Consider the following 12,914-nt stretch of genomic DNA (forward strand, 5'->3'; position numbering starts at 1 on the left):
CGCGGCGACTTCAGGCCTGGAAGTCATTGTCCCTGTGCCGACAGTCCAAGCTGACGAACGGCGTCGTCGTATCGACGAAGCGCGCAGCCCTTTCGCCGATCTGCTCTCTATCAACTGCCAGGACTCACTTTTACAGTTCTTTTACAGGGCAACGGGTGCCCCGCAGGAGAAATGAAATGACCAAAGTGAAGATCGAGAAAGTCCTGGTTCTGGGTGCCGGCAAGGTCGGCAGCACCGTGGCCGACATGATTGCGGAATACCACCGCCTGCCCGTGACGCTGGCCGACGTGAGGCCGGGCCGCGGCGACGAAAACGACCCGCTGGTGCAGCGCATCGCGCTCGACGTGGAGAGCACCGAAGACCTGCGCACCACGTTGCGCGCGCACTCGGTGGTGATCAACTGCCTGCCGTTCTTCCTCGCGCAGCGCGTGGCCACCGAGGCTGCTGCATGCGGCGTGCATTACTTCGACCTGACAGAGGACGTGGCGGCAACCAAGGCCATCCGCGAGATCTCGAAGACGGCGACCTCGGTCCTCATGCCCCAGAGCGGACTGGCGCCCGGCGTGATCGGCATGCTCGGCGGCTACCTCGCAAGCCGCTTCGACGAGCTCTACGACCTGCGCCTGCGCGTGGGCGCACTCACGCGCAATGCCACCAACAGCCTGCGCTACAACTTCACCTGGAGCATCGACGGCGTCATCAACGAGTACTGCAACCCGTGCGACGCCATCGTGAACGGCCAGCTGGTGTCGGTGCAGCCGATGGAAGGGCACGAGACCTTCACGCTCGACGCCGAAGCCTTCGAGGCCTTCAACACCTCAGGCGGCCTGGGCACGCTGTGCGAGACGCTCGAAGGCAAGGTCCGCAATCTCGACTACAAGACCATCCGCTATCCCGGCCATCGCGACGCGATGAACTTCCTGCTGCACGACCTGCGCCTGATCGAGCGGCGCGACCTGCTGCGCCAGGTGCTCGAGCATGCAGTGCCGCACAGCCGCGAAGACGTGGTGATCCTGTTTGCGTCGGCCTCGGGCATGCGCAATGGCCGCTTCGAGCAGGAGACGCGCGTCGGGCGCGTGTTCGGAGCGCCGCTGCGCGGCAAGGACCGCACCGCCATCGAGCTGACCACGGCCGCCGGCGTCGTCGGCGTGTTCGAACTGCTGCGGCAGGGCCAGCTTCCCGCGCACGGTTTCGTCGGGCAGGAGCAGGCGCCGCTCGGGCAGTTCCTTGCCACCAAGGTCGGCCACTACTACCAGGGCCTGGGCGTGGCGTCGTTCGCTCCCGCGCCAAGGCCCAAGGGCGAGCCTGCGCACGCCTGATTGATTCGTCCATCTCGCAGCCCGAGTGCGTTACGGACCTGGCTTGGCCCTCGCCGCCGACGAAAATCGAGGGAATGAACAAGAACACTGTTGCCATTCTGGGCGCCGGCATCGTCGGCGTGTCGTGTGCCCTGGAGCTCCAACGCAGAGGGCATGAGGTCACGCTGTTCGACCGCACTGCCCCGGGTCGCGAGACCTCGTATGGCAACGCCGGGGTGATCGCACGCAGCTCGCTGATGCCGTTCAATCATCCCGGGCTGTGGTCGGTACTGCCGAAGCTGTTGAAGAACACCGCGGCGAGCTTTCGCTACGACCCCGCGTTCCTTGCGAAGAATCTTTCGTGGGCCGTGCGCTTTCTCGCCAGTGCGCGCGCCAGCGTGTTCCAGGAGACCACCACCGCGCTGGATGCGCTGATCCGGCTCTCGACGTCGGAACACCGGCGCCTGCTCGTCGAAGCAGGTGCGGCGCATCGCCTGCGTACCAACGGGTGGCTGTTTCTCTATCGCAGCGAAGAAGGCTTTGCCGGCAGCCGTCTTTCGCGCGAGACCTTCGATCGCTTCGGCGTCGCCACGCGCGTGCTGGATGCGAAAGAGCTCTCGGACCTCGAGCCTCATCTGAAGCCTCTCTTTCCGCGCGCGCTGTGGATCCAGGACACCGATTCGGTGGACAGCCCGGGCCGCGTCGTGGAGGCGTACGCCAGGCTTTTCGTCTCGCGCGGAGGGCAGATCAGGCAGGCGTCGATCGGCGGGCTCGGCCGCTCCGGCGCAGCCGATGCCTGGCAGCTCCGCGAGGAGGGCGGCGCGGTGCACGAGGCGTCGAAGGTCGTGCTCGCGTTGGGGCCGTGGACACGGGAGTTCGCGAAGAAGTCGCTCGGCATTTCCGTGCCGATGGCGTTCGAGCGCGGCTATCACATGCACTACAGCGCGGTGGGCAACGCTTCGCTCGGACGGCCCGTGTACGACACCGGCGGTGCCTATGTGCTGTCGCCCATGGAGCAGGGCCTGCGCCTTTCCACCGGCGTGCAGCTCGCGCAGCGCGATGCGCCGAAGAACCCCGTTCAACTCGAACTTGCGGAACGCGCGGCACGCGAAGCGTTTCCGCTGGACGGCCGCCTCGAACCGGAGGCCTGGATGGGAAGCCGGCCCACATTGCCGGACAGCCGGCCGATCGTTGGCGAATGCCCACAGCGTCCCGGCCTGTGGCTTGCGTTCGGCCATCAGCACATCGGCTTCAACACCGCTCCGGGAACGGCCCGCCTGCTGGCATCGCTGATGCACGGCGAGCCTTGCGACATCGATCCACTGCCGTTCGCGCCCGGCCGCTTTCTTCGATAGCCGACATTTCTGGCGCCGTCGCAAGCCGCCTGTGACATCAATGTCATGGGATTGCGCGATTCGCCAACGCAATCCAGGCCCAATGCATTCATCCGTGCTACCAATGGCACGGGGTTGCACGGCGCAAAGCGAATGGCATGCATGTTGCTGAATTAAATTTTTACAAAGATTCGGCAAATGGCACATTCGTTGGACGACAAGAACGGCTTCTCCCTGGACCGCCGCGTATTTTTTCTTGGCACGGCAAGCGCCCTCGCATTGGGAACAACGGCTTGCGGCGGTGGGGGAGGCGGTGGTTTCTCGATGGCGGCGGGCTCTGGCGCCGCACAGCAGGGAACGGCCGCGGCGGCGTCGGCCGATGCAGTGGCCGTTGCCGATGTCGTTGTCCCTGAATCGACGACTCCATCCGTGGAAGCGCGCAAATTCGTCCATCCCGGCCTGCTGCACACCGAAGCCGACTTCGAGCGCATGCGCCAGAAGGTCCAGGACAAGGCGCAACCCTGGCTCGACGGCTGGAACGCATTGACGGGCAACGGCCGCGCGCAGCTTGGTGCGAAGCCGCGCCCGCTGGCCACCGTGATCCGCGGCGGCGACGACTCCAACTTCGCGCAGATGTACATCGACATCGCGCGCGCCTATCAGCTGGCGCTGCGCTGGAAGGTCTCGCAGGACACGCGCTATGCCGATCTGGCTGTGGTCTTCCTGAACGAATGGTCGTCCACGCTGACCGCGCTCACCGGCAACGCGGACCGCTTCCTGGCCGCCGGTATCTACGGCTACCAGTTCGCCAATGCGGCCGAGATCATGCGCACCTACGAGGGCTGGGCGGCCGCCGATCTCGCGCGCTTCCAGAACATGATGCTCACCGTGTTCTATCCGCTGAACCACAGCTTCCTGATCGACCACAACGGCTCCGAGATCACCAACTACTGGGCCAACTGGGATCAGTGCACCCTGGCCTCGATGCTGGCCATCGGCGTCTTGTGTGACCGGCAAGACATCTACGACGAGGCGATGAGCTACTACAAGACCGGCCAGGGCAACGGGGCGGGCCTGCAGGCGGTCTACCAGGTGCACCCGGGCTACCTCGGTCAGTGGCAGGAGAGCGGGCGCGACCAGGGTCACTGCACCCTGGGCATCGGCCTGGCGGGTGCGTTCCACGAAATGGCGTGGAACCAGGGCGACGACACGTACGGCTACGAGAACAACCGCTTTCTCGCAGGCGCCGAGTACGTGGCGAAGTCCAACCTGCGCGACAGCAACGGCGACTTCTACACCGTGCCCTTCTTCACCAACATCAACAAGCAGGGCACGCAGTCGGTGCTGTCGACTGCCGGCCAGGGGCACCGGCGCGGCATATGGGAAAGCGTGCACAACCACTACGCGAATCGCCTGGGCATCGCGACGCCCTACACCGCCCTGCAGGTCGCGCAGATGTACCCTGAGGGGGACGGTGGCAACGGCGACCAGTTGGGCTTCGGCACGCTGACCTTCACGCGCGATCCGCTCGCGGCACAGGGAAAGCCGAGCGGGCTCACGGCCCGGGTGCGCGGCACGCAGGTGGTGCTGTCATGGTGGGGCTGCCCCGACGCGCAGAGCTATTCGGTCAAGCGCGCGAGCACCGCGGGCGGGCCGTACACCACCATCGCCCCGGGCATCACCGACACGCTCACGTTCACCGACGGCACCGTCGTTGCCGGAGCGGTCTATTACTACGTGATCGTTGCCGTGACAGCGTCGGGGGAGAGCGCTGCCTCCAACGAAGAACGGGCGGCGATCAAGGCCGAGCTGCTGATGCAGCTCAAGTTCGATGAAGCGAGCGGCACCACAGCTGCCGACGCGACCGGCCGGTTCGGCGCCAGCGCACTGCAAGGCGGCGCGGCCTGGGTTGCCGGACGCGAAGGCAATGCAGTTGTGCTCGACGGCAAGGCCGGCAGCTATGTCGCCCTGCCTGCGGGCGTGGTGTCGAAAGACCTTGCCGACTTCAGCATCACCGCATGGCTGTACATCGACAGCCTCGCGACGTGGTCGCGGGTCTTCGACTTCGGCTCCGGCGAGCGCCGCTACATGATGCTGACCGCCCGCAGCAACAGCGGCACGCCGCGTTTCGCGATCTCCACCGTCCACGGCTACAACGAGCAGGTGATCGACGGATCGGCGGCGCTGCCGACCGGCAAGTGGGTGCACGTTGCAGTGACCGTGTCCGGCGCGCTCGGCACCTTGTACGTGGACGGCGTCGAGGCCGGCTCCAACGCGCAGATGAGCCTGGGGCCCTTCGACCTCGGCTCGACAACGCAGAACTGGCTGGGGCGCTCGCAGTTCTCCGGCGATCCGTACCTGCAAGGGCGCGTGGACGACTTCCGCATCTACGGCGGCGCGCTGGGCAGCGCGGACGTGGCGGCGCTGGCCCAGTAGGCGATCCGGTAACGTCTAGCTCAGCCCGCCCTGGCAGACGTACTTGATGTGCATGTAGTCCTCCAGGCCATGCACCGAGCCTTCGCGGCCGTAGCCCGATTCCTTCACGCCGCCGAAGGGCGCGGCCTCGGCGGCCAGCGCGCCTTCGTTGATGCCGACAATGCCCGACTCCAGCGCGTCGGCCACACGCGAGATGCGGCGCACGTCGGTCGAATAGAAGTACGCCGCGAGCCCGAAGGGCGTGTCGTTGGCGGCGGCGATCACTTCGGCCTCGGTCTCGAAGCGCGTGACGGGCACCACGGGGCCGAAGGTTTCCTCGCAGCTGCATTCCATCGTCGCGTCGGCATTCACCAGCACGGTGGGTGCGTAGTAGTTGGGGCCGTTGCAGCGCGCATTGCGCAGCCGCTCGCCGCCGACGACGATGCGCGCGCCCCTGGAGACGGCGTCGCGCACATGGCGCTCGATCTTGTCGACCGCGCGCGCGTTGATCATCGGGCCGATCTGCGAGTCTGGCTCGGTAGCCGGGCCCACGCGCAGCGCACCGACCCGCGCGGCCAGCTTGTCGACGAACGCATCGTGCACCCGCGCCTGCACGAACACGCGGTTCGGGCACACGCAGGTCTGGCCGCCATTGCGGAACTTGGAGGCCATCAGGCCTTCCACCGCGGCGTCGATGTCGGCGTCGTCGAACACGATGAAGGGCGCATTGCCGCCGAGCTCGAGCGAGAGCTTCTTCAGCGTGTCGGCCGAAGCCCGCGCCAGGTGCTTGCCCACGGGCGTGGAGCCGGTGAAGCTGATCTTGCGAACGCGCGCGTCGGCCAGCCACACGTCCACCACCTCGGGCGTGCGTTCGCGCGATGCGGTCACGATGTTGAGCACGCCGGCCGGCACGCCCGCTTCCTGCGCCAGCTTCACGAGGGCCAGCGAGGTCAGCGGCGTGTCTTCGGCCGGCTTGCACACCACCGTGCAGCCCGCCGCGAGGGCCGGTGCGATCTTGCGCGCGATCATGGCCGCCGGAAAATTCCACGGCGTGATCGCCGCGACCACGCCCACCGGCTCCCTCAACGCCAGCATGCGGCGCCCCGGTACCGGCGCGGGAATCACTTCGCCGTTGGCGCGCGTGGCCTCTTCGGCAAACCACTCGACGTAGCTGGCCGCGTAGGCGATCTCTCCGATCCCCTCGGCCAACGGCTTGCCCTGTTCGCGCGAGACCAGGCGACCCAGGTCTTGCTGATGCGCCAGCATCAGGTCGTTCCAGCGCTTGAGGATCTGCGCGCGCTGCTTGGCAGGCACCGCACGCCAAGCGGGGAAGGCCGCGTGCGCGGCATCGACGGCTGCGCGCGCGTCGGCGGCCGTGCCGTCGGGCACGCTCGCGAAGACGGCGTCGGTGGCGGGGTTGGTCACGTCGAGGCGGCGGGCGTCGCCGGCCTCGCGCCAATCGGCGCCGATGAGCTGGCGCCCGGGCATCAGGTCTTTGTGTTCGAGTTCGAGTGTCGTCATGGTCGAAAAGTCTTTCTTCAGGCCGCCGCGACGCGCTCTGCAATCGCGATGCCCACTTCGGTGGTGCTCGCCGAGCCGCCGAGGTCGCGCGTGCGCGGACCGTCGCGCAGCACCGCCTCTATCGCGCCCAGGATCGCATCGTGCGCCGCGCGGCCCGCGCCTTGCCCCTGCGTGAGGAAGTCCAGCATCAGCGCGCCCGACCAGATCATTGCGATCGGGTTGGCGATGTTCTGGCCATAGATGTCGGGCGCCGAGCCGTGCACCGGCTCGAACAGCGACGGAAACTTGCGCTCGGGGTTCAGGTTGGCCGACGGCGCGAGGCCGATGGTGCCGGTGGTCGCGGGCCCGAGGTCGGAGAGGATGTCGCCGAACAGGTTGCTCGCCACCACCACGTCGAAGCGCGTGGGCTGCAGCACGAAGCGCGCCGACAGGATGTCGATGTGCTGCTTGTCGACCGTCACGCCAGGAAAGTCGAGGCCCACCGCGTCGGCGCGTCCGTCCCACCAGGGCATGCTGATCGCGATGCCGTTGCTCTTGGTGGCCACCGTCAGGTGCTTGCGCTTGCGCGCTCGCGCGGTCTCGTAGGCGTACCGCAGCACGCGGTCGGCACCGTGGCGCGAGAAGACCGATTCCTGGATCACGATTTCGCGCTCGGTGCCCTCGTACATCACGCCGCCGAGCGAGGTGTATTCGCCCTCGGTGTTCTCGCGCACCACCAGGTAGTCGATGTCGCCGGGCTTGCGGCCGGCCAGCGGGCAGGGCACGCCCTCGAACAGGCGCACCGGACGCAGGTTGATGTACTGGTCGAACTCGCGGCGGAACTTCAGCAGCGATCCCCAGAGCGAGACGTGGTCGGGCACGGTCGCGGGCCAACCGACGGCGCCGAAGAACAGCGCGTCGACGCCCTTGAGCTGTTCCTTCCAGTCGTCCGGCATCATCTGGCCGTGCGCTGCGTAGTAGTCGGCGCTGGCCCAGTCGATGGTGCGGCAGTCGAGCTCGAAGCCGAAGCGCTCCGCGGCGGCCTGCACCACGCGCAGGCCCTCGGGCATCACTTCCTTGCCGATGCCGTCGCCGGCGATCAGCGCGATGCGGAAGGTCGGTGTCATTTCGGTCTTTCTCATGATGTGAGGGCCGTGGCGCGGTCCATGTGATTCGCGCGGTCCATCTCGTCGAGCCAGCCCTGACGCAACTCGGGGACCGAGCGCGCCAGCAGCTCGTAGTAGGGGTGGTGCGGGCCGCGATCGTAGTCGGCGCGCGCCACCTGCGCGAGCTTGCGGCCGTGCTGCATCACGACGATTTCGTCGCACACGGCGCGCACCGTGTGCAGGTCGTGGCTGATGAAGAGGTAAGACACGCCGAGCTCGCGCCGCAGCTCTGCCATCAGGTCCAGCACCGCCGCGCCGACCACGGTGTCGAGCGCCGACGTGACTTCGTCGCACAGGATCAGGTCGGGGTCGGCCGCGAGCGCGCGCGCCAGGTTCACGCGCTGCTTCTGCCCGCCAGAGAGGCCACCCGGCAGGCGACCGGCCACGGTCTGGGGCAGCTTCACCAGGTCCAGCAGTTCACGGATGCGCCTCTGCAGCGGTTCGCCGCGCAGGCCTTTGTAGAACTCCAGCGGCCGCGCCAGGATGCGCTCGATGGTCTGCGACGGGTTCAGTGCCGTGTCGGCCATCTGGAACACGATCTGGATGCGGCGAAGCTCGTCGCGCTCGCGCTGCTGCAGCGTGGGCTTCAGTTCGCGGCCGTGGAACAGCACGCTGCCGTGGCTGGGCTTCAGCAGGCCCGCCACCGCGCGCGCCAGCGTGGTCTTGCCCGAGCCCGATTCGCCGATCACGCCGATTGCCTGGCCGCGGTAGAGCGTCAGGTCGATGTCCTGCAGGATCGGCTTGGCCGGGCGTCCCTGCGCATCCACCGGGCCGTAGCCGGCCGAGAGCTGGCGCACTTCGAGCAGCAGCTCCCGGCCGTCGTCGGCGGCCCCGGCTGAAGCACGCGGCACCGGCCGTGCGGCGGCCAGCAGGCTCTTCGTGTATTCGTCGGCCGGCGCGGCGAGGATCTGCCCCGTCGCGTTCATCTCGCGCATGCGGCCGTTGCGCAGTACCAGGATGTGGTCGGCCATCTGCGCCACCACCGCCAGGTCGTGGCTCACGTACACCGCGGTGGCGCGGCGCTCGCGCACCACGCGGCGGAAGGCGCGCAGCACTTCGATCTGCGTGGTCACGTCGAGCGCGGTGGTCGGCTCGTCGAGGATCACGAGGTCGGGGTCGCCGATGAGCGCCATCGCCGCCATCAGCCGCTGCAGCTGGCCGCCCGACACCTGGTGCGGATAGCGTGCGCCGATGCTTTCCGGATCGGGCAGCGCGAGTTCGCGGAACAGCTGCACCGCCTTTGCCTCGGCCTCGGCCCGCTTGCACAGGCCGTGGATCACGGTCGGCTCGACCACCTGGTCCATGATCGTGCGCGAGGGGTTGAAGGAGGCCGCCGCGCTCTGCGCAATGTAGGCCACGGTGCGCCCGCGCAGCGCGCGCTGTGCGCGGGCATCGAGCGCCAGCACGTCGGTGTCGCCGATCTGCACCCTGCCTGCCGAGATATGGCAGCCGTGGCGTGCATAGCCCATCAGCGCCAGCGCGGTGGTGGTCTTGCCGGAGCCCGACTCGCCGATCAGCGCGAGCACCTCGCCCGGCTGCACGGAGAAGCTCAGGTTGTCGACCAGCGTGCTGGCGCCAGCGCAGATGCTCAGGCCCTGGACTGTGAGTGGTGCTCCCATCAGCGTGTTCCTTTTTCTCGCGCGGCGCCGCCGGGCAGGTTGTCGATGACGAGGTTGACCGCGATGGTCAGGCTCGCGATGGCCAGCGCCGGCACGATCACCGAGGCACCGCCCATGGCCAGCGCGCCGATGTTCTCGCGCACCAGCGATCCCCAGTCGGCGGCCGGCGGCTGTATGCCCAGGCCGAGGAAGCTCAGGCTCGCCAGCAGCAGCACGGTGTAGACGAAGCGCAGGCCCAGGTCGGCCAGCATCGGGCCGACGATGTTGGGCAGGATCTCGCGCAGCATGATGTAGAGCGTGCCTTCGCCGCGCGTGCGCGCCACGGTCACGTAGTCGAGCGCGTTGATGTTCACGGCCAGCGAGCGCGCGATGCGGTAGGCGCCGGGCACGTAGATGATGGCCGCGGTCAAGACCAGCATCGGCACCGAGGAGCCGAAGCCCGCCACCATGATGAGCGCGAACATCTTGCTCGGGATTGCCGTGAGGGTGTCGAGGCCGCGGCTGAGCGTCGCGTCGATCCAGCGGCCGCTGGCGGCTGCCAGCAGCGCCAGCACGGTGCCGGTGCCGCTGGCCACGAGCGTGGCGAGCAGCGCGACGCCGACCGTGTAGCGCGCTCCTTCGATCACGCGCGCCAGCATGTCGCGCCCGAGGTAGTCGGTGCCGAGCCAATGCGCCGCGCCGATCGGCATGAAGACGTTCGAGGTGCCCGTGGATGCCGTGCTGTACGACAGCAGCCAGGGGCCGAACACCGCCGCGAGCATCCAGAAGAGTAGCACCGCGAGGCCGAGCAGGCCGGAGACGCCGAAGCCTGCGAGCCAGTGCAGACGGCCGCGCTTCGGCTCGGGCAGCGGCGCGGCCGCGATGGAGGCCGTGGCGTTCACAGCCGGAGAAGAGGAGGGGGAAGTGGACGGTTCCATGCTTGCTGCCTCTTCTTCAGCGGTGCCGCAGCCGCGGGTTGGCGACGATGCCGCAGATGTCGGCGGCAGTCACCAGGATCAGGTAGGCGCAGCAGAAGATCATTGCGCAGGTCTGCACCAGCGGCATATCGCGCTGCGAGACGCCGTCGACCATCAGCTTGGCGATGCCCGGGTAGTTGAAGATGGTCTCGACGATGATCACGCCGCCGAGCAGGTACGACAGGCTGAGCGCCACCGCATTGGCGATCGGGCCTACCGCGTTGGGCAGCGCGTGCGCCAGCACCATGCGCATCGGCGAGGCGCCCTTGAGCCGCACCATCTCGATGTAGGGCGCCTCGAGCTGGTCGATGACCGCGGCGCGCGTCATGCGCATCATCTGCGCGACGATCACGCAGCACAGCACCAGCACCGGCATCGCGAAGGCCTGCAGCATCTGGCCCAGCGAATCGATGTCGCTGACGAAGGAAAGTGCCGGCAGCCAGCGCAGCTTGACCGCGAACACCAGCACCGCCAGCGTCGCGACCAGAAACTCCGGCACCGACACCACCGCCACCGCCGAGGTCGAGGCCACGCGATCGAACCAGGAGCCGCGCCACACCGCCGAGGCGATGCCCAGCGCCAGCGCGATCGGCACCGAGAACAGCGCCGTGACCGCAGCCAGCAGCAGCGAGTTGGGCAGGCGGCTGGCAACCAGCTCCGACACCGGCATCTGCGTGGTGGCCGAGCGGCCGAGATCGCCCTTCGCGATGCCCAGCAGCCACTGCGCATAGCGCTTGGGCGCGGGTACGTCCAGGCCCATCTGCGCGCGCAGCGCGGCCAATGCTTCCGGCGTGGCATCCTGGCCGAGCTGCTCCTGGGCCGCGTCGCCGGGCAGCACCGCGGTGATCGAGAACACGATCACCGACACCGCCAGCAGCGACAGCAGCGCCAGCGCTATGCGCTGGCCGAGCAGCTTGAGGATCTGTCGGTTCATGTCAGCGGGCTCATGCTTCGAGCCATACGCTCTCGGCAAAGTTGTAGCCCATGAGGCCACCGAGCGGAATCGGCGACAGCCCCTTGAGCTTGGAGGTGTGGCCGTCGATGCTCGCGAGGAAAAGCGGAATGCCGATGCCGGCGTCCTGGTGGATCATGGTCTGCATGTCGGCGTACATCTGCTTGCGCTTGGCCAGGTCGGTCTCGGCGCGCGAGGCCAGCAGCAGCTGGTCGAACTTCTCGCTCTTCCAGCGCGACTCGTTCCAGGCCGCACCCGACTGGAAGAACTGCGTGAGCAGCACGTCGGCGCTCGGGCGCGGGTTGACGTTGCCGAAGCCCACCTGGCTGTTGAGCCAGTGGTTCGACCAGTAGCCGTCGGCCGGCATGCGCTTGATGTCGAGCTCCAGGCCGGCGCGCTGCGCGGTCTGCTGCAGCATCAGAGCAATTTCCACAGAGTAGAGCGCCGCGGGCGACGCCACCACCGGCACCTTGCCCGTGACGCCGGCCTTCTGCAGGTGGAACTTCGCCTTGTCCAGGTCGAAGGGGCGCTGCGGCAGGCCGCCGAAGTAGAAGCGGTTGGTCGGGTCGATCGGCTGGTCGTTGGCGACCACTGCGTAGTCGAGCGCGATGGTCTTCTTCATCTGCTCGCGGTCGAACAGGTGCTTCATGCCGAGCACGAAGTCGGGGTTGGCGCCGGGGCCCGCGTCCTTGCGCATCACCAGGTCGGAGTACTGGCCCGACTGGGTCACGAAGATGCCGAAGCCGGGCGTGCCCTTCACGCGTTCCACCGAGCGCGGGTTGACCGAGCCCACCAGGTCCATGCCGCCCGACAGCAGCGCGTTGACGCGGGCGCTCTCGTCGCCGATGCCGACGAACTCGATCTCGTCGAGGTACGGCTTGCCGGGTTTCCAGTAGGCCTCGTTGCGCACCACCAGCGAGCGGATGCCGGGCTTGAACTCCTTGAGCTTGTAGGGGCCGGTGCCGATGCCGGTGTTGAAGTCGGTGGTGCCGTCCTTGACGATGTGGAAGTGGAAGGTGCCCAGGATCACCGGCAGGTCGGCGTTGGGCGCGCTCAGCACCACCGTCACTTCGTTCGGGCCCGTGGCCTTCACGCTCTCGATCTGGTCGGCGAGCACCTTGGCCTTGGAGGCCGCGGCCGGGTCTTTGTGGCGCATCACCGAGAAGACAACGTCGGCGGGCGAGAGCGCCTTGCCGTCGTGGAACAGCACGCCCTTGCGCAGCGTGAACACCCAGGTCTTGGCATCCTTGGTGGTGAACGATTCGGCCAGCGCGGGCTGCGGCGTCAGGCTGCCGTCGAGCGTCGTCAGGCCGTTGTAGATCATGTTGCAGCGCGAGTAGTCGGTCTGGTTCGACTGCTTGGCCGGATCGAGCGTGTCGGTCGCGGCAGCGGTGGCCCCCGCCACCCGGATGCGCCCGCCGCGCCGCGGCGTCTGCGCATGGGCCGACACCGCCATGCCCGCCAGGCTGCCGGCCAGCGTGGCCTGCATGCCGCCGGCCATCAGCATCGTCAGGATGTCGCGCCGAGAGGCGCCGCGTCGCAGCGATGCCATCACGCGAAGGCTTTCGTCTGGGCCGACGAGGTTTTCGAAGCTCTTGTTGCTGCTGTCGCTCATGGTGGGTGCTCCTGAGGGGCCGTGGGGTGGAAGAAATCGGAAACGAACGAAAGAGATGA

At 67.8% G+C, this 12,914-nt stretch carries 9 protein-coding genes; 3 read left to right on the forward strand and 6 right to left on the reverse strand.

The window, feature by feature from the left end; genetic code table 11:
* Window positions 1-176 precede the first annotated feature (176 nt).
* The 3 genes from ACTG4X_RS03375 to ACTG4X_RS03385 all read left to right on the forward strand — a co-directional run bounded on the left by ACTG4X_RS03375 (window position 177) and on the right by ACTG4X_RS03385 (window position 5,068).
* Window positions 177-1,319: a saccharopine dehydrogenase family protein gene (locus tag ACTG4X_RS03375; RefSeq protein WP_093175327.1), complete on the forward strand. Its 1,143-nt coding sequence runs from the start codon at window positions 177-179 to the stop codon at window positions 1,317-1,319.
* Window positions 1,320-1,393: 74 nt separating this feature from the next.
* The gene (locus ACTG4X_RS03380) at window positions 1,394-2,653 is read left to right on the forward strand and encodes an NAD(P)/FAD-dependent oxidoreductase (RefSeq protein ID WP_097200511.1); all 1,260 of its coding nucleotides are present in this window, start codon (window positions 1,394-1,396) and stop codon (window positions 2,651-2,653) included.
* 177 nt (window positions 2,654-2,830) lie between these two features.
* Window positions 2,831-5,068, forward strand: coding sequence for a LamG-like jellyroll fold domain-containing protein (locus tag ACTG4X_RS03385; protein ID WP_097200510.1), 2,238 nt, complete (start codon window positions 2,831-2,833; stop codon window positions 5,066-5,068).
* Between the two features lie 15 nt (window positions 5,069-5,083).
* Here ACTG4X_RS03385 and ACTG4X_RS03390 read toward each other — a convergent pair whose 3' ends face one another.
* The 6 genes from ACTG4X_RS03390 to ACTG4X_RS03415 are packed head-to-tail and all read right to left on the reverse strand — an operon-like array spanning window position 5,084 to window position 12,855.
* On the reverse strand, window positions 5,084-6,568 hold the full coding sequence (locus ACTG4X_RS03390; RefSeq protein WP_097200509.1) for an NAD-dependent succinate-semialdehyde dehydrogenase: 1,485 nt from the start codon (window positions 6,566-6,568) through the stop codon (window positions 5,084-5,086).
* A gap of 17 nt (window positions 6,569-6,585) precedes the next feature.
* Window positions 6,586-7,674 (reverse strand): tartrate dehydrogenase, encoded by a 1,089-nt coding sequence (locus ACTG4X_RS03395; RefSeq protein ID WP_440534354.1) that lies wholly within the window; start codon window positions 7,672-7,674, stop codon window positions 6,586-6,588.
* Window positions 7,675-7,685: 11 nt separating this feature from the next.
* The gene (locus tag ACTG4X_RS03400) at window positions 7,686-9,332 is read right to left on the reverse strand and encodes an ABC transporter ATP-binding protein (RefSeq protein ID WP_440533210.1); all 1,647 of its coding nucleotides are present in this window, start codon (window positions 9,330-9,332) and stop codon (window positions 7,686-7,688) included.
* Window positions 9,332-10,249: an ABC transporter permease gene (locus ACTG4X_RS03405; protein WP_440533211.1), complete on the reverse strand. Its 918-nt coding sequence runs from the start codon at window positions 10,247-10,249 to the stop codon at window positions 9,332-9,334. Before ACTG4X_RS03405 ends, ACTG4X_RS03400 begins: the two co-directional genes overlap by 1 nt.
* A gap of 16 nt (window positions 10,250-10,265) precedes the next feature.
* Window positions 10,266-11,222 (reverse strand): ABC transporter permease, encoded by a 957-nt coding sequence (locus ACTG4X_RS03410; RefSeq protein WP_097200506.1) that lies wholly within the window; start codon window positions 11,220-11,222, stop codon window positions 10,266-10,268.
* Between the two features lie 10 nt (window positions 11,223-11,232).
* Entirely contained in the window at window positions 11,233-12,855 is a 1,623-nt protein-coding gene (locus ACTG4X_RS03415; RefSeq protein ID WP_093076890.1) for an ABC transporter substrate-binding protein, read from the reverse strand.
* Between the last annotated feature and the right edge of the window lie 59 nt (window positions 12,856-12,914).

The organism is Variovorax sp. YR566 (genome assembly GCF_051992195.1).
Lineage (GTDB): Bacteria > Pseudomonadota > Gammaproteobacteria > Burkholderiales > Burkholderiaceae_C > Variovorax.